23 protein-coding genes are annotated in these 23,474 nt (G+C 70.3%); 11 read left to right on the forward strand and 12 right to left on the reverse strand.

The genetic code is table 11. The annotated features are described in order from the left end of the window. Positions 1–40: 40 nt before the first annotated feature. Genes IPK71_05565 through IPK71_05575 form a run of 3 tightly spaced genes read right to left on the reverse strand, consistent with a single transcriptional unit; the run spans position 41 to position 2,365 of the window. The gene (locus IPK71_05565; GenBank protein ID MBK8213201.1) at positions 41–1,270 is read right to left on the reverse strand and encodes a hypothetical protein; all 1,230 of its coding nucleotides are present in this window, start codon (positions 1,268–1,270) and stop codon (positions 41–43) included. Positions 1,271–1,277: 7 nt separating this feature from the next. Next, positions 1,278–2,081, reverse strand: coding sequence for an SDR family oxidoreductase (locus tag IPK71_05570; GenBank protein ID MBK8213202.1), 804 nt, complete (start codon positions 2,079–2,081; stop codon positions 1,278–1,280). Next, complete coding sequence (locus IPK71_05575; GenBank protein ID MBK8213203.1) at positions 2,078–2,365, reverse strand: (2Fe-2S)-binding protein; 288 nt, start codon at positions 2,363–2,365, stop codon at positions 2,078–2,080. Before IPK71_05575 ends, IPK71_05570 begins: the two co-directional genes overlap by 4 nt. Positions 2,366–2,648: 283 nt before the next feature. Between IPK71_05575 and IPK71_05580 the strand changes: the two genes are divergently transcribed. Further along, positions 2,649–3,020 (forward strand): hypothetical protein, encoded by a 372-nt coding sequence (locus IPK71_05580; GenBank protein MBK8213204.1) that lies wholly within the window; start codon positions 2,649–2,651, stop codon positions 3,018–3,020. A gap of 13 nt (positions 3,021–3,033) precedes the next feature. Here IPK71_05580 and IPK71_05585 read toward each other — a convergent pair whose 3' ends face one another. Both IPK71_05585 and IPK71_05590 read right to left on the reverse strand, forming a co-directional pair. Then, a complete protein-coding gene (locus tag IPK71_05585) occupies positions 3,034–4,377 on the reverse strand; it encodes a hypothetical protein (GenBank protein ID MBK8213205.1) in 1,344 nt (447 codons plus the stop codon). Positions 4,378–4,627: 250 nt separating this feature from the next. Then, on the reverse strand, positions 4,628–6,196 hold the full coding sequence (locus IPK71_05590; protein MBK8213206.1) for an alpha-amylase family protein: 1,569 nt from the start codon (positions 6,194–6,196) through the stop codon (positions 4,628–4,630). A 211-nt stretch (positions 6,197–6,407) separates the two neighbouring features. Here IPK71_05590 and IPK71_05595 point away from each other — a divergent pair, with 211 nt between their 5' ends. After that, on the forward strand, positions 6,408–7,331 hold the full coding sequence (locus IPK71_05595) for a helix-turn-helix transcriptional regulator (GenBank protein MBK8213207.1): 924 nt from the start codon (positions 6,408–6,410) through the stop codon (positions 7,329–7,331). A gap of 1,205 nt (positions 7,332–8,536) precedes the next feature. Here IPK71_05595 and IPK71_05600 read toward each other — a convergent pair. Next, entirely contained in the window at positions 8,537–9,478 is a 942-nt protein-coding gene (locus IPK71_05600; GenBank protein ID MBK8213208.1) for a hypothetical protein, read from the reverse strand. 154 nt (positions 9,479–9,632) lie between these two features. On the opposite strand from IPK71_05600, the gene IPK71_05605 reads away from it, so the two are divergent. The 5 genes from IPK71_05605 to IPK71_05625 all read left to right on the forward strand — a co-directional run bounded on the left by IPK71_05605 (position 9,633) and on the right by IPK71_05625 (position 12,017). Then, positions 9,633–10,097 (forward strand): DUF2004 domain-containing protein, encoded by a 465-nt coding sequence (locus tag IPK71_05605; GenBank protein MBK8213209.1) that lies wholly within the window; start codon positions 9,633–9,635, stop codon positions 10,095–10,097. A gap of 34 nt (positions 10,098–10,131) precedes the next feature. Next, positions 10,132–10,338, forward strand: coding sequence for a hypothetical protein (locus IPK71_05610; protein MBK8213210.1), 207 nt, complete (start codon positions 10,132–10,134; stop codon positions 10,336–10,338). Positions 10,339–10,750: 412 nt separating this feature from the next. Continuing rightward, the gene (locus tag IPK71_05615) at positions 10,751–11,551 is read left to right on the forward strand and encodes a hypothetical protein (protein ID MBK8213211.1); all 801 of its coding nucleotides are present in this window, start codon (positions 10,751–10,753) and stop codon (positions 11,549–11,551) included. Between the two features lie 53 nt (positions 11,552–11,604). Beyond that, a complete protein-coding gene (locus tag IPK71_05620; protein MBK8213212.1) occupies positions 11,605–11,745 on the forward strand; it encodes a hypothetical protein in 141 nt (46 codons plus the stop codon). Then, complete coding sequence (locus IPK71_05625; GenBank protein ID MBK8213213.1) at positions 11,742–12,017, forward strand: hypothetical protein; 276 nt, start codon at positions 11,742–11,744, stop codon at positions 12,015–12,017. Before IPK71_05620 ends, IPK71_05625 begins: the two co-directional genes overlap by 4 nt. Before the next feature lie 114 nt (positions 12,018–12,131). Here IPK71_05625 and IPK71_05630 read toward each other — a convergent pair whose 3' ends face one another. Then, the gene (locus tag IPK71_05630) at positions 12,132–12,644 is read right to left on the reverse strand and encodes a hypothetical protein (GenBank protein ID MBK8213214.1); all 513 of its coding nucleotides are present in this window, start codon (positions 12,642–12,644) and stop codon (positions 12,132–12,134) included. Between the two features lie 514 nt (positions 12,645–13,158). Here IPK71_05630 and IPK71_05635 point away from each other — a divergent pair. The 3 genes from IPK71_05635 to IPK71_05645 all read left to right on the forward strand — a co-directional run bounded on the left by IPK71_05635 (position 13,159) and on the right by IPK71_05645 (position 17,617). Then, entirely contained in the window at positions 13,159–14,124 is a 966-nt protein-coding gene (locus IPK71_05635) for a hypothetical protein (protein MBK8213215.1), read from the forward strand. Positions 14,125–14,232: 108 nt separating this feature from the next. Beyond that, a complete protein-coding gene (locus IPK71_05640; protein ID MBK8213216.1) occupies positions 14,233–15,201 on the forward strand; it encodes a DNA-3-methyladenine glycosylase 2 family protein in 969 nt (322 codons plus the stop codon). Between the two features lie 175 nt (positions 15,202–15,376). Next, a complete protein-coding gene (locus IPK71_05645; protein ID MBK8213217.1) occupies positions 15,377–17,617 on the forward strand; it encodes a DUF3857 domain-containing transglutaminase family protein in 2,241 nt (746 codons plus the stop codon). A gap of 90 nt (positions 17,618–17,707) precedes the next feature. Here IPK71_05645 and IPK71_05650 read toward each other — a convergent pair whose 3' ends face one another. Both IPK71_05650 and IPK71_05655 read right to left on the reverse strand, forming a co-directional pair. Further along, positions 17,708–20,170: a hypothetical protein gene (locus IPK71_05650; GenBank protein MBK8213218.1), complete on the reverse strand. Its 2,463-nt coding sequence runs from the start codon at positions 20,168–20,170 to the stop codon at positions 17,708–17,710. Between the two features lie 119 nt (positions 20,171–20,289). Further along, positions 20,290–21,018 carry a WYL domain-containing protein gene (locus IPK71_05655; protein MBK8213219.1) on the reverse strand — a complete coding sequence of 243 codons (729 nt, stop codon included), beginning with the start codon at positions 21,016–21,018 and terminating at the stop codon, positions 20,290–20,292. Positions 21,019–21,081: 63 nt separating this feature from the next. Here IPK71_05655 and IPK71_05660 point away from each other — a divergent pair, with 63 nt between their 5' ends. Next, positions 21,082–21,381, forward strand: a complete 300-nt coding sequence (locus IPK71_05660; GenBank protein MBK8213220.1) for a hypothetical protein — start codon at positions 21,082–21,084, stop codon at positions 21,379–21,381. 60 nt (positions 21,382–21,441) lie between these two features. Here IPK71_05660 and IPK71_05665 read toward each other — a convergent pair whose 3' ends face one another. The 3 genes from IPK71_05665 to lspA are packed head-to-tail and all read right to left on the reverse strand — an operon-like array spanning position 21,442 to position 23,263. Further along, a complete protein-coding gene (locus IPK71_05665) occupies positions 21,442–22,224 on the reverse strand; it encodes a hypothetical protein (protein MBK8213221.1) in 783 nt (260 codons plus the stop codon). A 35-nt stretch (positions 22,225–22,259) separates the two neighbouring features. Next, entirely contained in the window at positions 22,260–22,724 is a 465-nt protein-coding gene (locus tag IPK71_05670; protein MBK8213222.1) for a hypothetical protein, read from the reverse strand. A gap of 47 nt (positions 22,725–22,771) precedes the next feature. Then, a complete protein-coding gene (lspA, locus tag IPK71_05675; protein MBK8213223.1) occupies positions 22,772–23,263 on the reverse strand; it encodes a signal peptidase II in 492 nt (163 codons plus the stop codon). Positions 23,264–23,474 lie beyond the last annotated feature (211 nt).

Genomic DNA, 23,474 nt, shown 5'->3' on the forward strand with positions numbered 1-23,474 from the left:
GTAGTCCGTTCGGCTCCGGCTCTGGCTCGCCCTCGCGCCCTCACGCCACGGCCCGGTCGAGCACGCCCTGGAGCCGCGCGAAGAGCGCCGTGAGGGTCGCCGGGTCGGGGAGGGCTCGGAAGCCCAAGACGATCTCTTGCGGCTCGACGTGCTCGGTGAAGACGCGGAGCGTGAGGGCGCCCGGGCCTCCGGGGTTTGCGGTCGCGCCGTCCAGGTAGCTCGTGCCGCGCCAGAGGTGCGGACCGTTCATGAAGTGCGCGGGGAGCTCGGGCGAGAGGGCACACGTCGCGTGGCTCGCGACGACCTCGGGCAACGTCTCGCGGAGCGCGCGGCAGAGCGCACCGAGCTTCTCGCGGGCGGAGGTGGCCCAGCGTGCGCGCCGTGCGTCGTCGAGCTCCCCTGTGAGGTACGCGTGGGTCGCTTGCGCGCGGAAGGAGAAGCCGTGCCCTTCGCCCGAGAGCTCGCCGAGGGTCACGCCCGCGGGCGGCGTGAGCACGACGTCGCGGTTCGGGTAGGTCCCGACGATGCCTTGGCGGAGGCCGACGCGCGCGCCGTCGACCAGGCCTACCGTTCGATCGACGCGGAGGTGTGCGCCGAGCGGGCCTTTGGAGCGTGTCCATCCCAAGGTCGCGCCGAGGACGTCGTCGTCCTGGAGGTAGAGGGTGTGGTCGAATTGAGCGTTCGCGGCGACGTGGCCGTCGTGCACGTGGAGCGTCGGGAAAAAGAGGCTCCGCGGATCTCTTCTTGGGAAGACGAACGCCATCGGGTGCACGCTCTGGGTGGCCGCCGAGAGCCCGAAGAGCCCGCGCTTCTTCGGCTTGAGGCGGAAGACGGCGAACCCGAAATCGGCGTAGGCGGGCAATCGGCCGAGCACGTCGTCCGGGAGGCGGAAGCGTGCGTCGAGTCGCGCGAAGTCACGCGACGTGGGCACGAAGGAGGCTTCGAAGTCGCCCACGTCGTGCACCTCGAGCTTGGCCGAGAGCTCGGGGCCGCCTCGAAAGAGCCCACCTTTGGCCTGCGGCGCGGTGAGGTAGTCGGGGGGGAACGCCGCGCCGAGGTCGTCGAAGAAGCGCGGGTAGCCCTCGAGGCTCACGAAGCGCACGGCGTCTTCGGCGGGCGACGGAGGCACGGGCAGCGGGAGCACCATCGCGAGCGGCTCGTCGAGGGCGACGTCCATCGTGTAGACGAGGGCCTGCTTCCCGCCAGGAAGGTTTCGGGCGTAAATCTGCGTTTTCCCGACGAATTTGACGGGCCGAGAGAAGCAGCACACGGGCCTTCTACCCGCCCATCATCATGTCGAGGAAGGGCCCGGGGCCGAGCAAGGTCGTGCCGCCGTCGACGAGGAGGGTCGCGCCCGTGATGTACGCGCCCGCGGGGGAGACGAGGTACGTGAGCGCTTCGGCGATCTCGAAGATGGTGCCGTAGCGCCCGAGGGGGACGCGCTTCTTGAGGGACGTCTCGGCGTCGCCTGGGGCGAGGCGCGACATGCCCTCGGTGCCCTCGATGGGGCCGGGTGCGATGGAGTTCACGCGGATGCCGAAGCGGCCCCACTCGAGGGCGAGATCGCGGGTGAGCTTCTCGATGCCGGCCTTGGCCGCGCCGGCGTGGCATTGGAGCGGCGTGGGCACGGTGGCCTGCGTGGCCGTGATGTTGACGATCGACCCGCGCGAGCCCGAGAGGGCCTCGAACGCCGCGCGGCTCGCGTTGAAGGTGCCGCAGAGATCGATGTCGACCACGCTGCGGAAGCCGTTGGCGCTGAGGGCCGAGGCCGGCGCGAGGAAGTTCCCGGCAGCGCTGTTCACGAGCACGTCGAGCCGCCCGAAGTCGCTCACGGTCTTCTGGATCGCGGCCTCGACGAGGTCGTACTTGCGGACGTCGCACGCGAAGGTCTGCGCCGTGCCCCCGCGCTCGCGGATCTCCCCGGCGATGGCGTCGAGCTTCTCTTGGGTGCGCCCCACGAGCATGACCTTGGCGCCTTGTTCGGCGAGGCGCTTCGCGAGGCCTGCGCCGATGCCGCTGCCGCCTCCGGTGACGAGGGCGGCTTGGCCCACGAGGAGATCGGATCGAAAGACGCTCGTCATGGCTTCTCCTTGATGTCGGCTTCGGCGATCTCGGCGAGGCCCGCGAGCGCGCCGAGGGGCAAGGGATGGAACGGTGGGCGCGGCGTGAAGGGGAGGCGCGCCTCGAACCCGCGCTCGACGAGCCTCCTCGCGCACATCGCGACGCACGACTTGCCTTGGCAGTACCCGGTGCCGAAGCCCGTGTACCGCTTCAAGGACTCGATGTCGGTGTGGCCGCGGGTGATGGCGTCGTCGAGCTCGTGGAGCGTGACGTCCTCGCAGCGGCAGACGAGCACCTTGGCCATGGCCCGAGGGTATCAGCGAGCGGCGTCTTTCTCAGCAGCGAAGGCGCGCACCGCCGGACGCGCCCAACACGAGCTTCGATGGCGCGACGGGTGGCCGCGGGCCCGAAGACCTGCGTCGTGACGCGGGTTTGTGCACGTCACGAGCGGCGCGCGGGATGCGAGTCGGCTCGGGTAACCCTATGAAGTTACGATGTTTGTCGTCGAAACGGGCGACACGCTCCGGTGCACCGTGGGCGGGGCCCGACCGTCCTACGCCGGGAACCCGACGCATCGAGGAGATCCCATGAAGAAGAGCCTCTTTCACGCCGCCGCTGCCTTCGCCGTCGTCTCGTCGACCTCGCTCTTTGCCATGGCCGACGAGGTCGCGACGCCGTCGGTCACCGTGAGCTTCGAGTTCCGTCGCCAGCGTGGGGACACTCGCGTCTGGAGCGCCGACGAGGGCCGCGCCGTGCTCAGCCACAGGCTCCGCGCGGGCGTGAACGACGGCGCGGGGTGGAGCGGGATCGGCAAGGCGCGGCTCAAGCTCGACGGGGTGTGCGTCGCCCCTCGCCGGTTCACGTGGATCCCGGCGAGCGGCTTCACCTTCACGAAGATCTCCCACGTCGGGAACGTCGAGCGCTACACGGCGACGATCACGAAGGTCGTCTGCGAGTGACGCGTACGCGGGGTCATGCGCGTGGCGCTTCTGTCTTGGCGAGGCGGTAGCCCACACCGACCGAGCCTGCCAGGAGGGAAAATCCGAGGCCGATGGCCGTCGCGCCCCAGCCCATGGCGGTCCTCGGACGGGGGACGAGGCCCGAGACGAAGAGCGCGTGGCCCACGATGGCGGACGCGAGCCCGAGCGCGGCGCGTGCGCGGAGCTTCCACGCCATGGCGAGCGCGAAGCCGACGACGGTGGCGTCGAGCGCGAGGTCGTGTGCCGGGAGCGCGCCTCCCCGGTAGGCGAGCGTCCAGAGCCCGAGGTGCGCCGTCGCGAGGGCTCCGACGAGGAGGCGCGCGCGTGTCTTCGGATCGACGGGGACGTAGCGCTCGAAGGTCTCGACACGATGCGGCCCGGTCGTCTCGCCGGCGCGGTAGGGGCCGGCCTCGTCGGCGCGGGTGACGTCGCAGGTCTCGACGACGCGCGTGCGGGACAGGGCGCGAAGGAGCAGAGCCACCGTCGACGCGAGCGCGAGGTCCGAGAGCCTCTCCGGCGCGAAGGTGAGCGTCCCGAGCAGAGCCCCACCCACGAGCACCCACACGGTGCGTTCGGACTCCCTCCGCGCGACGAAGAGCGCCATCACGGCGAGCACGACGCGCAGCGCGTCGACGTGGAACATCGCGGTCCAGAAGCCCACGTGGAGCACGAGCCCGAGCGCCAGGATGGCGAACGCGGCGAGCACCGAGCGGCGAAGGACCGTCTCGCCTCGAGCGTCGAGCGGGACGACGGACCGCACGCGCCCTTCGAGATCGCGCGGCACGAGGGCCCCGAGCCCGAGCACGAAGCCACCGACGAGGGCGCCGGAGGTGCTCGATGACGCTCGCGAGAGCACGAACGGCAGCGTGGCGAGGCCCACGGCGAAGGTGCCCACGAGCGCCCACACACGGTTGTCCACGCGGAGGCGAAGGGCCTTGGACAGCCCGAGGGCTTTGATGCCCGAGAGCGCGAGCCACACGGCGCCCGATGCGACGCCCACGCTGCCGAGCACGCTGGACGTCTCGGTGTGCAGGGTCACGTCGGCCTCGTACACGACCGCGAGCAGGCCGAGCAGCACGGCGGAGCGCTTTTGCCCGATGCGGTAGGCGAGGGCGGCGCTGCCGATCAACGCGAGCGCGTACACCTCGGCGACCAGCGCGACGCCGAGGGCTCCCGTGACGCTCGCGCGCTCGGCGAGGCCTTTCGAAAGCAGGTTCAGGCCGACGAGCACGAGCATGGCGCTCGCGAGGGCGAGCGGGTTGTACTCGACGAACCAGCGGTGGAGGAGGCGGCGGAGGGCGTCTGCGTCTTCTCGAGGTGGGGGAGGGGTGGCCATGGACGTGTGCCTTCGCAAGGCGCGTGCCCTCGAGCCGGAGCGTGGGCGCTCGACGTAAACGAGGGGTTTCGTGCGGGATCGAGGCGAGTGCGAGGTGCGCTCGAGACAGCGTGTCATCGAGGCGCGGAGGGTTCGGACAGGATGTCAGTCGGAGCTCGCGCGTGCCGTTACCGTGATGGGGCCATCTTGCGACGGGTCCCGAGGTCGGGTGGTGAGAGCGCGCGGGCTTCGCGCTCCCCGAGGGCTCGTGTCACGGCGTGGGCGCGGGGGCGAGCGCGTGGATCGCGACGGCGGAGAGCGCGGGCACCTCGGCCTCGAAGCTTCCGTCCGCGCGGACGGAGACCGCCGTGCCGGCGCACGCGCCGTTGATGAGCTTCGGACCCTTCACGACGTCGCAATACGTGCCGGGGGCCATGCTCGTTCGGAACGAGCGGCGGAGCGCGGTCGTCGCGCGGTTGATGACCACGAACCCTCGCGCGCCTCGGCCGAAGGCGATCCGCTGGTCGCCATCGGTCCAGAAGTCGGTCACGGAGGGGGCCGAGTCGGCCGCGTTGCGGAAGCCGACCATGCCGAGCGCGGAGGGCCACCTGTGCTCGCAGATCCAACCCGGCGCGCACGTGCTCGCGGTGCTCCCAGCGCTCCTCGGTCCCTCCGCGGGGGGGCCTTGGTTCCCGTCCGTGAAGGCGTAGCTCGACATGATCTGCGGGTAGCCGTACGGCCACGCGAGCATGAAAATGAGCCCGAGCTCGTAGAGCGGTCGCTCCTTGAACGTGAGCGGATTGCCGCTGCCGTGCCCTCGTTGGTTGTCGTGGTTGTCGATGAAGGCGACCCCCGACGTGGGCGGCAGGAGGCCCCAGGCAGGCCCGAAGGTCTCGAGCCACGCGAGCTTCCCCGCGCGGAGCACCCGACTGAGCTCGGCGCCGTAGCGGACCTCGGTGACGTCGCCGGTCGCTTGGTACTCGGCGGACGTGACGACGCCGCGGCCGTCGTCGTCGAGGACCTCCTGGTACACGTAGAGCGGGCCGCGGACCTTGCCGAGGATGGCCGAGAGGTCGACCGGCGAGATGTGCTTCGCGGCGTCGACTCGAATACCCGAAACGCCCAGGTCGACGAGGTCCTGCAGGTAGGCCGCGAGGGTCGTTCGCACGTGCTCTTGCGCGGTGTCGAGGTCGGGGAGAGTCGCGAGCTCGCAGTGGAAGATCTCGTCGCGCGAGCCCCAGTTCTGGATGGGGCGCTCGCACCCGTGAAAGTGATTCGGACCGTAAATTCCCGGGTAGCTCTTGCGAGAGAACGTGCTGCCCGCGCTGCCGACGCCTTGCTGGACGAACGACATGTGATTGAGGACCGCGTCGACGTAGATGTCGACACCTGCCCGTTTGCAGCGCGCGATCATGCTCGCGAGCTCGGCGCGCGTACCGCCGCGGCTCTCGAGCTGGTAGCTCACGGGCTGGTAGCGCTCCCACCAGGGGTGGCTCGGGAGCTCGGCGTGCTCCTGGGGGGGAGAGATCTGAACGGCGGCGTAGCCTGCGGGGCCGAGCACGTCTTCGCACTCACGGGCGATGTCGTTCCACTTCCACTCGAAGAGGTGGGTGAAGACCGTCCGAGGTCCGGGCGGAGGCCGAGGTGATGGAGCCGCGTCCGGGGAGGAGGCCCCTCCGTCGGGCGCTCCGCCTTCGCCGGAGGATGCCGCTGGGGGAGGAGGGGAGAACCCGGAGCCCGGAGGTGTCGGTGGGGTGGTGTCCGCCTCCCGCGAGGACGCGACACATGCGACGAGCGCTGCCGCGCAGAGACCGCCGAAGAGCGCCGATGGGAACCGCATGGTCGTGACCTCCTCGCTCGACGAGAGCGTTGTGCCCATGGTCTAGCGTGAGCGTGCACGGAGATGCCATCGCGACTCCGTCACAGACGATAGCGAGAACGTCACGCGCGAAGGTCTCGTGACACGGCCGAGCTCGCGCGGACGAGACCCAGACCACCCTTTCGGCGGAGCTCGGCTTGACGGCGTCGCGGTCGGGTGCAGCATGAGCCCCATGGCCGAGCGGGCACCGACGCCGAACGACCGCACGGCCCGAGGGGCCTCACGGAGCCGTGCGCGCTCCCGCCGAGGGACCGGCGTTCGTGCAGGCATCCACCTCGACGTCCGCGGCCTCGTTCCGCACGTGCGGACCGCCCTCACGGTGCGCGCGCCGTCCCTCGTCGTCTCGATCGAGCGCTCCGCGATGACCCTCGGCGTGCGTGGAGAGGACGTGCCGCTCGACCGCGCGGTCCTCGTGCTCGTCCCCGCCGGTGCGCGCCTCCGGCTCACGGCCGTGAGCCCCTCGGTGCGCGTCGCGATCCTCGGGCTCGGGGACGACGTCGTGCGTCGGGCGGCCCGCCTCCACACGAACGTCGGCCTCGACCGGGAGCGCCTCGAGCGGTGGCTCCGCGCGCCGCACGTGCTCCCACGGACGACGTGGGTGCACGAGCTCGTGCATCGCTACGTCTTCGAGCGGACCGTGCTCGCCATGGGATCGGGCCTCGTCGTGAGCTTCCTCGAGACGGAGCTCGTGAAGGAAGCGTACTTTCTCTTGCGCGACCGCGAGGCCGGAGCCGACCGCGCGCCGGCGGTTCATCGCCCCTCGACGCTCCTCGACCGAGCCCTCGCGTGGATCGAGGCCCACCTCTTCGAGAAGGTCTCGGTCGAGGCGCTCGCCCGCCACGCCCGCGCGAGCGAGAGCTCCTTGCTCCGGGCTTTTCGGCGCGAGCTCGGCACCTCACCCACGGAGCACTGGCGCGCCCGTCGCCTCGAGGAGGCGATCGTCCTGCTAAGGGCCGGTGGGAGCACGGTCCTCGAGGTCGCGACGCGTGTCGGTTACGAGAGCGGCGCGGCCTTCGCGGCGGCCTTCCGGCGGCGCTATGGGAGGTCGCCGTCGAGCTTCGTCCCGACCCGCCCGACGCGTCGCGCCCCGGGGTGATCCGTCGTTTCGGAGCCCCGCGGCGTGTTCGCGCGCACTCGACCGAGCGACCCCGAGAGTCGCTCGCCGGCCGCGAAGCTCGAAGGGCGTCGTCCACCCACCCTCGCCGACCAACACGTTGCCGCAGCCGGCGAGGCCTTCCGCGCCTCCGTTGGGGTCGGTGTGGACCGCAGGCATGACGTCGCCTTTGCGTGTATCTTGAGACAATGCGTCCGGTCCCCGCGCTCGCTTCGCTCTGCTTCCTTGGTGGGTGGCTCGCTGCCTGTTCGGGTGGCTTCACTTCGGCAAGTGACGCGGGGAGCGAAGGTTCCCCGCCCGTGCAGGCCGACCTGTGTGGAGAGAACGCCCGGTGTCACTCGGCTGCCCCCACGGGATGGGAGGGCCCAGGCCTCGTGAAGAACGCCGACGAGACTGCACCGTGTGGGGGCGACGCGACGTTCAATCAAGCGATCGGTTCGCGCCTCAACGACGGACTGTCGGCTCCCGCGGCGAAGTGCGATTGCAGCTGTGGCCCGCTCGAAGGCACCTGCACCTACACCTACCAGCTCTACGACAACGCGGAGTGCGTCAGACTGAGGTACGGAAACGTCTTCACGAAAGGCCCCAACGCCTGCGGCGGAGACTCCGTGCACTACACGAAGTACGGTGGTGTCGGGGGAACCCCTCGCAGCTGCTCTCCCAAGCCGACGACGACGCTGCCACCCACCACCTGGGCAGCCACCGAGCAGTTGTGCGGAGGTGCCTTTTTCCAAGGAACGTGCCGAGGGGGAGAGCTCTGCGTCACAGGAGCCGCGAAGCTGTGTATCGCCCGCAAGGGAGACGTTGCGTGCCCCGCCGGGCCTTTTTCGGTCAAGCGCCTTCGGTTCGGCGGGATCGCCGAGGGGCGTGCCTGCACCGAGTGCACCTGCACGCGGCCAGCCAACGACTGCACGCCGCTGGGAATCGGTGATTGCAGGTCGGAGACACCGAATGTGCCGCTCAGTCTGACGGGGTGCTACTTGAGCTCCAAGGTTATTCCCGTTCCCGACGGCGCGTGCACGCCCTCCGTGCCGACACCCACAGGGGTGGCAACAGGAGTCGACCCGACGACGCTCTGCTGCGAGCCCTGAGAGTCGGGGGCTCGCTCGTGCGCTCCGCGGTCGTCGTTCCCGGGTCCGACCGTACCCGGCAGCGTGGAGGCCTACGCAGGGCCGACGCCGCTCCCGTCAGGTCCCCACGAGCTCGCGGGCGCGCGCCTTCATGCGTTCGTCGAGGCCGGCGTCCCGCGCGAGGGCTCGGGTGAGCACGTCGCGGCCGAGGGTCGTGTCGCCTTCGCGCATCGCGAGCTCACCCAAGGCGGCGAGGAGCGTCGGATCCTCGGGCAGGATCATGAGCCCGGCGCGGAGCACGATGCGCGCCTCGGTGTTCTTGTTCTTGCCCATGAGGTCGAAGGCGGCGAACCCGATGGCGCTCGTGAGGGGCTCGAACGACGTGATCGGCGCGGCGTAGAGGGCGTCGGCCGCCTCGCGTGCGCAGCCGATCGCGCGTCCCTCTTCGCCCTTCGCGGCGGCGCCGATCATGTGCTTCACGTTGATCTGCGCTTGGCCGAGCGCCTCGCGCGCGCCCCTCGCCCGAAAGCCTTGGATGAGCGGGCCTGCCACCGAGGTGCTGTAGTGCACGAGCTTCAGCGCGTCGGTGCCGAGGCGCGCCAAGATCGCCTCGGTGCGCGGCTTGTCGTACGTGTCGTACACACACGCGACAGGGTCGAGCCTTAGGCAGAGGGCCTCGCGCGGGAAGAGCACGAACGCCGTGGACGCCCAGCGATCTCCGACGCGTGTCGCCACGGTGTGCCGCCCGGGGGCCACGCCGAGGAGCCCGTGCGGGCCAGGCCCGAGCACGTCGTGGGCGTCCCGGTAGCCCGACATGGCGCCTTCGGTCGCGTGCACATGGACTTGCACGCCGTCGATCCAACACTCGTCCCACACGTTCTCGCCGAGCACCACGAGCGACGCGAGCTCGCCCGTGCAAGCCGCCCAGAGCTCGCGAGCGTTCGTGTTGCGGGTGGACATCTCGTGCGCGTAGGCCGCCGCGCGCATGTCGCTCTCCATGGCGGCTTCGCGTGCGGCGCCGGCGGCGAGCCGGACGATGAGACCTACGGGAATGAACATGGCGGCTCCCTTGGACGGCGATGTCCGCCGGAACATACGCCCCGGCCGGCGAAAATCCTCCTCGCGGCCCCGGGCGGTTCGCGACCTGCACGCAAGTAGCTGATCTGGATGGAGAAACGCCCTCGGCGGGTAGTTCACGGTACGCTCGCGGGCGATGCTGCACAGCCGCCAATTCGGACAGCTCTCCCCGAACGAGACCCGATGGGACCGCCGGATGCCTCTCGACAAGGACGAGGTTCGCGTCGACCTCAACGTGGCGAGCCTCGCGACCCTCCCGCCGGACGAGCTCGCGAAGGTGGACGAGCTGCTCGGCGATCTTGGGGCGCTCGATCGGCAGGGTCGCGCGGCGCTCACCGCGCTCGTCGACGACGACGAGGCCGAGCCCGCGAAGTTCTGGCGCTTCCACGCCGAAGAGGTCGAAGGGTACGCGGGCCTCGCGCGCACGGGCCTCGTCGATGCGCTGAGGCTCTCGCGCGTCGGCCTCTACCCCGACGGAGCTTTTGGCAACCGGTCGTACGTGGTGCTCGACTACGAGCTGCGGGGGCCAAGGACGGATCAGATCCTCGCGGTAAAGCTCGGGCGCGACGGGGCCCTCGTCGCGATCGCCTGGGAGAGCTGAGCCGGAGCGTGCGGGCTTGCGGTAGCCTCGGCGGATGACGATCGATCGGCGTGTGGTCGCCCTCCTCGGGGGCTGGCTTTTTGCGAGCGAGACGCTGCAGATGCTCGCCTCGGACAGAATCGGAGGCTCGTTCCCGGTCGCGTCCTTCTTCGTGCACGGCGTTGGTGTGGTCGTGGGCCTCGTGGTTCTCGTGGCGGGGCTGCGCCGAAGCCCAGCCGACGACGGGGCGCGCAAGGGGTAGGGTCGGGCGAGCACCACGGGTGCCCGACGTTGTCAGGCGGGTGCAAGTGGCTGATTTGAATGGGAAAACCGCCGGAGCGGAGCGGCGCGACCTTGCCAGCTGATGTCCCGACGTCGTCAGGTGAGCTCCCGACGTCGTCAGGCGAGCTCCCGACGTCGTCAGGTGAGCGCCCGACATCGTCAGGTGAGCTCCTGACGTCGTCAGGTGAGCTCCCGACGTCGTCAGGTGAGCTCCCGACGTCGTCAGGTGAGCTCCCGACCGTGTCCGGTGGGGCCTGGAGGGCGTCAGGTGGGGCCTGGAGGGCGTCAGGTGGCCCTCCTCGGGCAGGATGGGCCTCTAGTCAGCTCGCGAGACGCGGGCGAGACGTCGCTGTCCGGGAAGGCCCGTTCCCGTGGATCGTACGTCGGTCCACATGTCTTCTCTTCGTACGATGTCCCCCGTCATCGTCTTTTGTGCGTTCGTGTGCTCGGGGTGTGCGGCCGCCGAGGTCGTCGACCACTACATGCTCGGGCACGTGGGGAGGGACGCGATCCGGTTCGGGCGCGAGGTGTCGGAGATGCCCGCCGAGCTCCAGAAGGCGGCCGCGGAGCTCGAGGTCGCTGCGGCGAAGCTGCGACGGGAGCTCACCTCGGCGCCTCCGCCCGGGAACGTGTCGCTCTCGAGCCTCGGTCACGGCCTCGAGCGCTTCGAGCACGATCCGGAGGCGAACTTCCTCGCGAATGCCAAAAAGGACGACGGCACCCCCGAGAATTTCTCCTACGTGCGTATCGGAGTCGCTTCGTACGACGACTTCTTTCGGACGGCCCAAGAGCTCCACGCGCTCACGTACCAGGCCACGAAGACCGTGGGCCGCATTCGCGTCTCGTCGAAGAAGGTGCTGGGCGCGGCGACGGGCGGCGACCTCCGGGTGAGCCTCGAGCGCGCGACCGCGAGCGCGACCGGGAAGACGAAGGACGAGCTCGTGAAGCTCGGCGAGCTCGCGACGATGCTCGCGACGCTCGTCCCCCAGATCGTGGCGAAGACCGACGCCCTCGTCGACGCCGGAAAACGCTTGGTCGGCGACGCCCCGAAGGATCTCGTCGACCCGAAGCTCGCGCTCCACGTGGGGCTCGTGAAAGACGGGCTCGTCGCGAGCGCCTCGGTCATCCGAGAGTCCGGCGCGTCGATGACCACGCTCATGTCGGAGCTCGGGGCGTTTCGCTCGAACGGGTGAGACAGGCGTGCCACGAACCGTGGTGGCGGGCGCAGGATCGGCGTGGGAACTTCGTGAAGATCCTCGACGACGTGACGTTGCTCGTGCCCGAGCGCCCCGGCAATCGCATCGCCGACACGCTGATGAACGTGCTGCAACGGCCGCGGGTGGATCTCCTGTTCTTTCTCCCGGCATCGGAGGCACGTCTCGTGTGAACGGACGCGCCACGCTCACCACTGACGAGGCGCCCCTCGTCACGTGCGAGGTCGAGGGCAAAGTCCCGACGCTCGGCATCGAACAGGCGTACACGCATTGCTCGAAGGCGTTCCTCCGCTCGGCGCTGTGGGACCCTTCACGGCACCTCGACCGCGCGGCGCTCGCCACGAACGGGGCCATCCTGAGGGCGATCCACGGAGAGGATTTCGACGCGGAGACGTACGACCGGGAGCGGGCAGCGCGGTATGCGCGGCGGGAGGGGGGTTATTGAGGGAAGGGCGGCGACCTGGCCGCCATGTTCTCCGAGAGCTCGACGTTCAAGGCGTTTTGCTGGAGCGCCCCGGGAGCCGCATCGACGACGTGCCGAGGAACGTGGGCGCGACCGTCAGTTGCGCTTCTCGAAGGTCTCCACCAGCGTGCTCGTCCCCGCTCCGTTTGGCTTGATGAGCAGGAGCGCCCCATTGGCCGTCACGGAGTAGAGAAACGACGAAACCTGGCCGATCTGACCGACCGAGCCGACGCACGTGCTCGTCAACGTCAGCGAGCTCTCGGAGAGCGAGACATCGGCGGTCACGACCTTCGAGCCGTTCGCGATCGCGAGGTGCGTGCCGCGGATCTCCCACGTGCTCGCGCTCAAGGTGGCAGCCCCGGGGCTGGCGGCCTCCGTCGTGTGGAGCACCGCCGCCGTGCGCACATAGACGCCGTCGGGAAGGGGGCCTCCGGACGGCGCCGGCGCCACGCTCGCGTCGACGGTGATCCGTACCTCCGCGCCGAGCTGGGGTCGGTCTGCGCACGCCTTGGCCCCGGCGTCGGCGAGAGGTGGTTCGGGTGCGGGGGGCTTGGCCGCGTCCTGGGACGATGCTGGGGGAGGCGGCGTCACTTGTGACGGGGAGGGCATTGCCGTCGGTTCCGTAACCGCGTCACGGGGCGCCACAGCTTCCTCACTGCAGCCAACGATCGACGCGCTCGCGAACGTCGACAGGACGAGAACGAAGGGGAGAGATCGCTTGGTGAAGGCGTGCATACGTTACGCTTGAGCAACGCGTGTGCCGTGCCCGAACACCAAGAAATCCGCTGCTTGTGCGCAACACGCGACCGGCGGGGCATCGTCGCGCCGGGGATGGCACGCCCTGGCACGTGGTGAGCCGTTCACAGCGCGGGTGCGCCCGACGTTGTCCCATCCTTCGTACCAATCCAAGAACCCTACCGACTCGATCGGGCGGCGCGGTGAAGCGACGGTGGACGGACGACAGCCCGACGTCTTCGTCGCCGATAGCGGCGGCAAGCTCTTCCGAGCGTCTCCGGGCCGTCGGCGCTGGCACGGCGCGAGACCCCGAGGGCCGACCACCCCCGGGCACCCTCCGCCAGATGGCGGGTTGCCCCGGGCGGGCGGAAGTGCTCCTGTCCAGGCGATGCGCAACACCTCCTGGCTTCGTTGGGCCGCGCCCGTCTTCCTCGTCGTCGCGTCGGCGTGCACCGCCACGACGCAGAGCGACGAGCCGTCACCCTCAACGTCTGCGGACGGTGGTACGACGTCCGACGGGGGCGTCGTCACCCCCGGAAATCCGGACGGCGGTGGTGCTTCGGACGGGAGCGTCGCGCCGGGGGCGGCCGCGAAGATCCCCAAGCCGACGGGGACCTGCCCGACCATCACGGCCGGCGACGTCACCTTCGCGCCGGCGGGGGTTCCTCCGCGCAAGGTCAAGCTCGCGTTCGAGGGGGCTGCCAAAGGCCCGCTGCTCCTCTATTGGCACGCGACCGGGAGCTCACCGGCCGAAGCGGCCTACTCCCTCGGCACGAGCCAGGCGGCGTTCACCGGCGCAGGTGGGGTCGTCGCGACGCCGTATTCCGACCCCGCGGCGGGGCAGTTCGAGTGGTTCCTCGTCAACCAGAGCACGAAGCAAGACGACTTCCTCGTCGCCGACGAGATCGTCGCGTGCCTCGCCGAGGCAGGCCGCATCGATCCCAACCACGTGCACGCGGCGGGCATGAGCGCCGGTGGCCTGCAGACGACCGCGCTCGGCTACTACCGATCTGCCTACGTCGCGAGCGTGGCGACCTTCTCGGGGGGGCTCCCCACCGGCTTCGACCCTCCTCCGCAGACGGCGGGCAACAAGGTCTCGGCGCTCGTTTTTCACGGCGGCACGAGCGACAGCGTGTACGGCGTCGACTTCACCGCCGCGAGCGTGCGCTACGCGGCTGCTGTCCGCGCGCTCGGGAACTTTTCCGCGATCTGCGATCACGGCAAGGGCCACTCGATCCCGCGTGACGCGGCGCCCAGCCTTTTGACCTTCTTCGCCGCGCACCCGTTCGGCACGTCGCCATCGCCGTACGCGGGCGGTCTGCCGGCTTCGTTTCCTGCATACTGCAAGCTGTAGCCGCGCTCCGAGGGGGCGCGGTCGGGGTCGGACGGCGGCCTAACCCTGACATAAGGCTGACAGGACGAGCGCGTACACCGAGGGGATCCCCTGCCGAGGAGAGCCCCCATGCACACGTTTCGAATCCGCCCCCGTGGTCCATACCGTCTCGCCGAGTCCGCGCGCTTCGTGTGCGGCTTCACGCCCACGAGTGGCTCGACCGAGGTCCGCTCCGAGCGGGAGCTCGTGCTCGCGTTCGTGGCCGATCACGACTTCGCTCCGGTCACCGTGAGGGTGACCGAGGAAGGAGAGGACGTGGTCGTCGAGGCGTCGCGAAGCGTCACGGGGCTTCGGGAGCAGGTCGCGCGCATCTTGTCACTCGACGTCGACGCCAGCGACTTCGCGGAGGTGTGCGCGCGGGATTCGGAGCTCCATCTCCTCTCGTCTGCGCGGCCCGGGTTTCGTCCCGTGGTCTTTCCGTCGCCCTACGAAGCTGCGGTGTGGGGCGTGCTCGTGCAGCGAACGTCCATGCGCGCGGCTTCCACGATGAAGGCGCGTCTCGCGGAGGCGACCGGCACGAGGGCGAGCGGTTTCGGCGCGAGCTTCTCGGTCGCGCCACACCCGTGCGCGCTCCTCGACGTTCGTGAGGTCCGAGGGATCGTGCCGGAGAAGGTCCGTCGTCTCCACGGAATCGCCGAGGCCGCGCTCGCGGGCACGCTCTCGGCCGAGCGCCTTCGTGCTCTGCCGGAGGCACACGCCCTCGAGGAGCTCGAGCGATTGCCCGGGATCGGTCCGTGGACCTCGGCGTTCGTTCTGTGCCGAGGGGCGGGGAAGGTGGACATGCTGACGCTCGGAGAGCCTCGCCTCTTGCGCGCGGTCGGAGAGCTCTCGGTGCTCGGGTCCTCCCGCACGCCCGAGGTGCCGACACCGGGCGAGGTCGAGGTGCGCGCGCGCGCGTGGGCACCGTTTCGCACGTGGGCGTCGGTGCTCGTCGTCGCGAACCTCGCCGGGACTCCGCGCTGGCACGGACCGGACAAGCGCGTGCGCGTGCCGAAGAGGCTCGTCGTGAGCGAGAAGCTCCGTTCGTCGATGGCGTGACCGACGAGGGATCGACGCCTCTGGCCGTAGAGCCTCACGATCGAGCTGCGAAGTCCTTTACGGAGAGCGTCTTTCACGGCACCTTGCTGCGCCTCCGGGGGCGCACTTGAAACGGCCGAGCTCACTTCTTCGATGTCTCCTGCTCGCCCTCGTCGTAGGCGCCTTGGGGGCGCGGGTGTGTCCGGCCTCCGCCGCGACGGCGAGCGCCCTCGCGCCCACGAAGAAGTCCCACACGGCCTCACCCGCGCCCGACTGGATCGTCCGCGTCGAGCCCGGCGAGCTCCCCAAGGAGACGACGGGCAGCGCCGCCTTCGCCTTCTCGCTCGCGGACGATCAGGTGCGCCTCGCCGAGCACGAAGCGCACTACACCCGGCGCGTGGTCTCGCTCCGCACGACGGAGGGCGTCCGCGACTGGTCCGAGATCGCGATCGACCTCGACCCGCAGAACGAGAAGCTCGCGGTCCACACCATCCGCATCACGCGCGACGGGAAACCCCGGGACGTCCTCACGGATGCCGACGTCCGCGAGTTCTTCGTCGAGAGCAACGCCGAGAACCGCATCTACGATGGCCGCGTCCGCGTCCTCTTCGTCCTCAAGGACGTGCGGGTCGGAGACACCCTCGAGCTCGAGTACACGAAGACCGGGGAAAATCCCGTGTACGGAGGGCACTACTCTCGCACGTTCCCCGTGGCGTTCTCGAGTCACGCGGCAGTCGTTCAGCACCGTTTTCTCGTCCCGGAGGGCCGGCCGTTCGCGCACAAGGCCTTCGGCGCCGAGGTCGCGCACGTCGAGAAGGTGCTCGGTCGTCAGCACGAGCACGTGTTCCGGCGCACCCCGGCGCCAGCGGCGATCTTCGAGGACTCCGTGCCTGGGGCGTTCGACACGTTCCCGCAGGTCGAGGTGACGACACGCACCTCTTGGGCCGAGGTCGTCGCGTGGGCAAGGTCACTCTTTCCGATCGACGAGGCTCCCAAGGGCGCCGTCGCCGCGAAGATCGAAGAGCTCTCGAAGCTCCCGTCGGCGAACGCGCGCGCGCTCGCGGCGATCCGCTTCGTGCAGGACGAGATCCGCTACCTCGGCATCGAGATCGGTGAAAATACGGTGCGCCCGCACGCTCCCGAGTCCGTCATCGCGCAGCGGTTCGGGGACTGCAAAGACAAGGCGACCTTGCTCGTGATGCTCCTCCGTGGGCTCGGCTTCGAGGCGCATCCGGTGCTCGTCGACACGGAGAATGGCCACGACTTGGCGGCGGTGCTCCCGTCGGGCGGCGTGTTCGATCACGCGATCGTGGCCGTCGACCTCGACGGAAAGAGGCGCTTCGTCGACGCGACGATCGCCCACGAAGGCGGGAGGCTCGAGGACCTCGTCGCGCCCGACTACGGGCTCGCCCTCGTCCTGGCCAAGGAGACGACCGACCTCGAACGCATGCCCCTCGAGGACGCGAAGGAGCCGGCTCATGCCGTGAAGGAGGACCTCCGCGTCGGCGCCGACCACGTCTCGGCCACCCTCGTCGTCGAGACGACGTACCGACGAGGCTTCGCGAACGCGAAGCGGGCCGAGCTCGCACGAAGGTCCCTCGCAGCCCTCGAGAAGGACGCGCAGAACCGCAGGGCAACGGACGACGCGGAGGTCACGGTGACCGCCCCGTTCGAGCTCCGGGACGACCGCGACGCCAACGTCGTGATCACCGTCGAGCGCTATGCGCTCCCCCATTTCGTCCGTGACGGTCGAATGGACGTTTTCCCGTACGCCGTCGCGCCTGCGCTCGCGAAGCCGCGCACCAAGGTGCGAACGCTGCCGCTCGCGGTGGACCATCCCTTCTTCGCGCGCCACGAGATCTCCATCGACGCGGCGGGCGACGGCCTCGCGCTCCCCAGGGACGTCGACGTCGGAGGTGCGACCCTCGCCTTCTCGTCGCGCGGCACGTCGGAGGGCTCGAAGGGGCGCCTCGTCTACGAGCTCCGAACCAAAGCCCGCGCCGTGCCCGCGAAGGACGTGCCCGCGTACCTCCGGAACGTCGACACGGCGAACGACGCCGTCTACGCGAGCGTAGGCCTCGTCTTCACGAAGGCGCCGCAGAGCCGGAGCCGCGAGATCGCCTACGTCTTCGGGGGGTTCTTCGGCTTCGTGGTCGTGTTCGTCGCCGGCTCCGTCACCTTGACGCGGCTGCAAGAGCGCCGCCGCCGAGCGCGGAGCACTCCGAAGGCCGGTGAGTCGGCGCAGTCGGCGGTCGTCGTCGTGTCGCGTGAGGAAGCCGAGCGCGATTTCGCCAAGGTGAAATGCGCGTGTGGGCTCGTCGAGGGCGAGCCGTCGTTCGTGGTGTCGCGTCTCGGCGAGGGAGAGGTCCTCGCGGGAAAGGCGACGTGCACCTGCGGTGAGACGCGACGCCGCTACTACGCCGTCCGTGGGAGCTAGGTGCGCCCGTAGACCACGAGGGTCTTCGCACGAAGCGCGCCGAGCGAGCCCGGCTCTCCTCACGGTGATGCGTTTTGGCGCGCCCGCGCCTCAAATCCCTCCCATCACGGAGCTGCACCCGCACATGCCCGCGCCTCCCGTCGGTGCGCCTTGGGCGAGCTCACCGCGCGCCGAGTCGCTCACGCACTGCATCGCCTCACACTGGCCGTTCGGAGGAGGCGGCGCGACCACCGACACGCGCCCGCACCCGCAGTTGGGGTTCTCTTGGGTGCAGAGGCGCACCGACGTGCCGACGCAGCGTGAGCCGACCGGGGTGCCCCCTGCGAGGCACGCCGTGAGCGCGCCGTTCGGGAGCGTGCCGAAGCTCGTCGAGTCGGGGCTCGGGTTGATGAGGTTCCCGTCGACCAGGTCGGGGACGGAGGGCTCCTCTTTCGTACCGATGGTGCCCCCGTTGGCCGCCGTCACGCACTCTGCGAACGCGGTCGCCGCACCGTCCGCGCCGGTGCACCCCGAGCTGCACGAGGTCTGCTCCGGCGAGCAGTCTTGGGGTGTGTTCGGCTCCATGCACTGCGGGTTCACGCTGCACTGTTCGGTGTCCGAGCCGTCCGATTGCATCATGAATTCGAGGGCTTCGAGGGTCTCGCTGAGGGCCGTGGTGATGGCCGAGGCCACGATCGCGGCCACGGCGAAGCCCCCGCCGCCAGGGTTCCCCGCGGCCGGGGGAGAATCCGCGGGCACGGCGCCTCCCGTCGGCTGGGTGGGCGGAGGGTCGGCGGGCGCGTCGGCTCCCGCTTCGTTCAACGCGTCGGCGACGGCGGGCATCGCTGCGGCCGCCTCCTCCTTGGTCATGTGCATCGTGTCGCTGTCGTCGGCCTCGTTGACGAACGTGAGCGTGCCGTCCTCCGATTCGTAGACGTCCCAGGTCGTGTCGCCCTCCGTGACGGAGGCGACGAGGCGGGACTTTTTCTCCACCACCTCCCCGTTGAAGACGATACCCACCGTGGGTTTGCAGCTTGGGCCGCCGCTTCGGGCCGACCCGATGAGCCCTCCGAGGGCGCCGGCGCCCGGGTGGAGGCTCGCCGCGCACGCGAGCGTCGCCGCGCCGGGCCTGTCCGCCGTGAGCTCCCCGAGCGCACACTGCGTGCGGCTCGTCCCTCCGCCCACCGTCACGCCACCCGTGCCGGCCGGAGTGTCGGCCGACGGGGTCCCGCCACCGCCGCCACCACCGGTTCCGCACATGGCCGAGGCGGCGTCCGAGGGGGCGAGCACCGGAGCTCCCGGGACGGCGAGCTTCGCCGCGTCGCCCTTGGCGAGCCCACACCCGATGTCGCACGTGAAGGCCGTGGCGGCCCCGGAGCTCCCTACCGCGACGAGGTCCACACCGTGGCACGGCTGCAAGAGACCCTCGACGAGCCCCGGCAGGCCGTTCGTCGACAGGGCGCCCTTCGCGTCACGGAACACGAGGTTCTTCGTGCCCGCCGCGAGCTTGGTGAGGCTCCCGGCACGCTGCGCCTTCGACCCCACGGGGACGACCTTGCGCGTGCGCGGGTCGAGCAAATAGAGCCCCTGACGATGGAGCACGGTTCCGGGCGTGGCCGCCGCGGCGACGAGCTCGGCGCGGTGCTTCGCGAGCCAGAGGAGGCCCGGCTTCGTGTGCCCCGCGAGGGCGCGGTTCTGGTCGGCGAGGAGCAGGAGCGGGAGGGCCACGATCTGCCGGAAACGGGTCGCCGCGAGCGCACCCTCTTTGCCGAGCACGCGCGCGATCGTGGTGTCGATCTCTGCCACCATGGCGGCCTCGAGCGCGCGAAGCTGACGACCGCTCAGGCACGAGAGCTGCGTCTGGATGCGCCCGATCTGCTTCGCCACGCCGGCCTCGTCCTCGAAGACCGCGGCGCGGAGGTAGGCGTCGAGCATGCCCTCGAGCGCGAGATCGCCCCGGCACGACGGGGTGTCGCGCAGCGTGACGACCTCGGTGTGGAGCGAGGGGAGCCTGCGTGAAATGCCGAAGGTGTAGTCCGCGGAGAGCACCGACAGGGCGAAGACTCCCGAGCCTCCCGACACGTTCGCCTCCTTCCGCGCCGTCGCCCGGAGCGTTCCGAGCTGTCCTTCGAGCGCGAGCCGCTGCTTCTTGTGGGTGGCCTGGTGGTCGGCGATGCCCTTGCGAGCGGCGAGCAACGTCGCGCGGTCCGTGGTGTACGCGCTCGCGGCGGCGGCGACCTCGGCCTTGGGCTTCTTGGCGACGATCCTCGCGGCGATGAGCACACGACCGAGCACGGCCTCCTCGAGGGTACGCCTCTGGCGCGCCATGTCCTTGCCGAGCACCACGGCGGCCTCGCGCTCGGCCTTCTGGGCGGCACGGAGGCCCACGAGCCGCTGCTCCGAAGCTTTGATCTCGGCGTCGAACGTGGCCGATGTGAGGGCCGCTTCGTCGTCGGCGGAGACGCTTGCAGGGGCGGGGTCGGCGGGGCCGGAGCTGCAGCCGACGGCGGAGAGCGTGGAGGCGAACGACATGGCGAGGACGAGCGCGCACGGCGCGGTACGGGAAAAGGTCATCGCAAGAGGCTGCGGATGCCTCCCGCGGCGCGGAACCACACGCGCGCCTATGTGGGTCATAGGTGCCGTCTATGGGGCTCGTGGCGCGGCGAGCTGGAGCTCCGCGGCGGAACGCCCCGCTACGTCGCGAGCGGAGAGAATCCGGGCATGTCCCCGACGAGCGCGTCGAGGACGGCGCGATCCGGGCGGAAGGCGTGGCCCTCGAGCTTCGCAGGGGCGCGGATGCGGTCCATGCGGAACATGCGCGGCTCTCCCTTCTCGAGGTCCCGCGCGAGCACGTACCAGACCGGGGACTGCACGAGCAGGCCGTGAGGCTCGACCCGGCGCGCCGTGACCTTACCCTCCCGATCGCGGTACGCGAACCGGAGGCCCAGGCCTGCCGAGAAGGCCTCTTCGAAGATGCGCAGGAGCTCGGCGGGAGGAGGGCCAGCGCTCGTGCGTACGGCCTCGCTCGCCATGGGGCCGACGAAGACCCGGCGCGAGAGAGCGCGGAGCTGCGCGGCGCGAGGCTTCGGCAAGCTCGCGAGCAGCTTCGTCAGCGCGCGGCTCGCAGAGCTGCTCCAGGGAAGCTCGCTCCCGGCTCGTGCGAGCTGCGCGGCGAGCCAGAGCGTCACGATCTCGGCGACGCCGAGGTGCACCGCCGTGACACCGCGGCTCCCCTCGAGGCGCACGCCTCCTCCGGGCCCCACCTCCCCCGAGATGGGCATGCCGCGTTCGCGGAGGGTCGCGAGATCGCGCAGCACGGTGCGTGCGCTCACTCCGAGGTCGTGCGCGAGCGTGCCGACGGTCGTCGTGTCGGCGCTACGCAGGCGATCGGCGAGCTCCATGAGGCGTACGGCGCGCGACATTGGTGACAGTCTTTGTCAGGGTCGGCCGGTAGTCAAACCGAGTCACCGAAAGGAGCTTCCCGCATGAGCATTCGTGAGATCGTCACCTTCTCCGTTCACCCCCAGACCGAGCGCGGTGCCGTCGCTCGCGCCGCCAAGGAGGCCGAGCGCTTCCTCGACACGCTCCCCGGATACCGAGGGCGCGAGCTCTACTTCGACGAAGGGCACGACGTGTATGTCGACATCGTCACGTGGGACGACATGGACGCGGCGGTCGCCGGCGCGGAGAAGGCCATGCAGTCGGCCGATTGTGCGGCCTTCTTCGGGATGATCGTCGATGAGAGCGTGAAGATGCTCCACGCGGAGCGTGTCGCGCTCGGGTGACGTGGGAGGGGGGCCCGGGGCTGCCGTCGGCGAAGATGCGCGCGCGGCAGCCCGTCGCACCTAGCGTGCGGTCTCGTCGCCCTCGAGGGACGCGAAGACGGGCGCGAAGTGGGGCGCGTGCGTGCGGAGGAAGGCGACTTGCTCGGCGAGGTGCGCCTCCTTCCCCTCCCGCTTGGCGATGGCGGCGAGGCCCCAGGCCGCGAGCACCTTGCCGAGGAGCGGGAGCTTCTCCCGGGCGAGCTCGAGGACGCGGCGTGACTCGTCGTTCGTCGTGCCGGAGAGCGCGCGGCCCAGGGCCTCGTGCATGCGGAACGCGAGCGCGCTCGTCGAAGCGCCCGGGAAACCCTCGGGAATGTCGGCCTCCATCGCGGCGCGAATGGCGTGCGAACGGCCGCCTCCGTAGTCTCCACGGGCGTACGCGATGACGGCCCGGGCGACCGAGCGCTGCGCGTCGACCATGGGCGGGCAACCGTCCCACGAGATGGAACGGAGGCTTCGGTCGGCCTCTTCGACGTCGCCGTAGAGGGCCGTCACCGTCGCGACGTTGGCGGTCGCCATTTGCAGCCCGTACGGGATGGTCCCGCCGTTGCCGAACGCGAGCTCACGGAACGCGGCGGGGGTGGGTGCGAGCAGCGCCGCTGCGAGCTGCTTCTCCTTCTTGCGGCGAACGTAGAGCATGAGGCCGACGACCGCGGGGACGAGCAGCACGCTCGAGAACAAGGCCCCAAGCTCGCCACCCTCGGCGAGCCTGGCGAAATGCACGATCCACCCGGCGGCGATGACGGCGAGGGGTGCCCAAAGCAGCAGGAGGAGCCGACGGTTCGTGTCACGCGGGGAGGTCATGCGCGCAGCCTACATCGACCACCTCCCGAGGCGTGTCAGTCCGAGGCGGCGTCTCCTTCGGCGCCCGCGTCCGCGCATGGCGTGTCGTCGCAATGGACATCGCGGATCGAGGTCGTGCTCCCGCATTGGCACGTTCCGCAGCCGTCTGCTCGCGGGAACGTGTCGCCGCGGTTGTACCCGGCGTCGCCGTACGTGCAGTCGAAGGCCGACGAGCACGGGTAGCCGTCGCGCATGAGCAGGCCCAAGCAGACCCAATCGAGCCCGGGGCCTGGGATTCTGGCGCACGCGCACGACGCGCAGCACGTCGACGTGCCGATGCACCGCCCGCGGAAGGGGCCCTCGGGGACCCATCGATCCTCGTACATGCAGCCCCCGTCACCGGGCGGAGGGGAGCTCGCGGCGTCCGGCGATTCGTCGACCTGTCCGCCGCAGCAGGTGAACGTCACCGCTCCGAGAAGAGCGGCCACCATGGCAGGGACGAGCCCGTCGCGGATCCGCATCGCCGTAGGGTGCCACGGGAACAGGCTTCCGTCTCGTCGCGTGCGCGTCAGCTCGTGGGGTCTGGGTCGGGCCTCCGTGCCCTGCGGTATCCGGCGGCCCCGAGCAACACCATGCCCACCACGACGAGCACGTCGGCCACGTTGAAGACGGGCCAGTGGGGGAGGCGAATGAAGTCGACCACGAAGCCGCGCGCGAGCCTGTCGATCACGTTCCCCAGCGCGCCCGCGAGCAAGAACACGTACGCGGCTCGCTCGAGGCGGGGGCCGCGGCGGGTCTGGTAGAGGCGGACCGCGAGCGCGATCGTGAGGAGGAGCGGCACGATCGCGAGCACGAACGGGCGCGGCGTGAGGTGGAAGTGCGACAGGATCGAGAACGCGACGTCGTGGTTCTCGGCGTAGACGAGGTCGACGTGAGGCGCGAGGCTCACCGGGCCGCTCGCGAGCTTCTCCACGGCCGCAGCCTTGGTCGCGTGATCGCAGCCGACGAGGCCCGCGAGAGAGAGGAGAACGAAGAGCGAAGCGAGGGAGCGTCTGGCCATGCGAGGGGAGAACCGCGCACACCGGAAGACCCTTCCCGGGAAGTGCGCGTCGTGTGTCACGCACCGCGTGCACGTGTGCGGAGTGGGCCGACGCGCGGCCTGCACGTGCTCCCCTCGGAACGTGTGTTGCAGCACGTCGCACGCGCGCGAGGTCACGATGAAACAAGCCAAAAACCAGGGCGAATGGGCGCTGCACGGGCGCGCCGCGGAA

This window comes from Myxococcales bacterium (assembly GCA_016712525.1).
Classification (GTDB): Bacteria; Myxococcota_A; Polyangia; order Polyangiales; family Polyangiaceae; genus JAAFHV01.

Excerpts from the sequence above, each read along its gene's own strand:
- IPK71_05570 (MBK8213202.1), bottom strand. The coding sequence starts at position 2,081 with ATGACGAGCGTCTTTCGATCCGATCTCCTCGTGGGCCAAGCCGCCCTC.
- IPK71_05575 (MBK8213203.1), bottom strand. The coding sequence starts at position 2,365 with ATGGCCAAGGTGCTCGTCTGCCGCTGCGAGGACGTCACGCTCCACGAG.
- IPK71_05580 (MBK8213204.1), top strand. The coding sequence starts at position 2,649 with ATGAAGAAGAGCCTCTTTCACGCCGCCGCTGCCTTCGCCGTCGTCTCG.
- IPK71_05585 (MBK8213205.1), bottom strand. The coding sequence starts at position 4,377 with ATGGCCACCCCTCCCCCACCTCGAGAAGACGCAGACGCCCTCCGCCGC.
- IPK71_05590 (MBK8213206.1), bottom strand. The coding sequence starts at position 6,196 with ATGCGGTTCCCATCGGCGCTCTTCGGCGGTCTCTGCGCGGCAGCGCTC.
- IPK71_05595 (MBK8213207.1), top strand. The coding sequence starts at position 6,408 with ATGGCCGAGCGGGCACCGACGCCGAACGACCGCACGGCCCGAGGGGCC.
- IPK71_05600 (MBK8213208.1), bottom strand. The coding sequence starts at position 9,478 with ATGTTCATTCCCGTAGGTCTCATCGTCCGGCTCGCCGCCGGCGCCGCA.
- IPK71_05605 (MBK8213209.1), top strand. The coding sequence starts at position 9,633 with ATGCTGCACAGCCGCCAATTCGGACAGCTCTCCCCGAACGAGACCCGA.
- IPK71_05610 (MBK8213210.1), top strand. The coding sequence starts at position 10,132 with ATGACGATCGATCGGCGTGTGGTCGCCCTCCTCGGGGGCTGGCTTTTT.
- IPK71_05615 (MBK8213211.1), top strand. The coding sequence starts at position 10,751 with ATGTCTTCTCTTCGTACGATGTCCCCCGTCATCGTCTTTTGTGCGTTC.
- IPK71_05630 (MBK8213214.1), bottom strand. The coding sequence starts at position 12,644 with ATGCCCTCCCCGTCACAAGTGACGCCGCCTCCCCCAGCATCGTCCCAG.
- IPK71_05635 (MBK8213215.1), top strand. The coding sequence starts at position 13,159 with ATGCGCAACACCTCCTGGCTTCGTTGGGCCGCGCCCGTCTTCCTCGTC.
- IPK71_05640 (MBK8213216.1), top strand. The coding sequence starts at position 14,233 with ATGCACACGTTTCGAATCCGCCCCCGTGGTCCATACCGTCTCGCCGAG.
- IPK71_05650 (MBK8213218.1), bottom strand. The coding sequence starts at position 20,170 with ATGACCTTTTCCCGTACCGCGCCGTGCGCGCTCGTCCTCGCCATGTCG.
- IPK71_05655 (MBK8213219.1), bottom strand. The coding sequence starts at position 21,018 with ATGTCGCGCGCCGTACGCCTCATGGAGCTCGCCGATCGCCTGCGTAGC.
- IPK71_05660 (MBK8213220.1), top strand. The coding sequence starts at position 21,082 with ATGAGCATTCGTGAGATCGTCACCTTCTCCGTTCACCCCCAGACCGAG.
- IPK71_05665 (MBK8213221.1), bottom strand. The coding sequence starts at position 22,224 with ATGACCTCCCCGCGTGACACGAACCGTCGGCTCCTCCTGCTGCTTTGG.
- IPK71_05670 (MBK8213222.1), bottom strand. The coding sequence starts at position 22,724 with ATGCGGATCCGCGACGGGCTCGTCCCTGCCATGGTGGCCGCTCTTCTC.
- lspA (MBK8213223.1), bottom strand. The coding sequence starts at position 23,263 with ATGGCCAGACGCTCCCTCGCTTCGCTCTTCGTTCTCCTCTCTCTCGCG.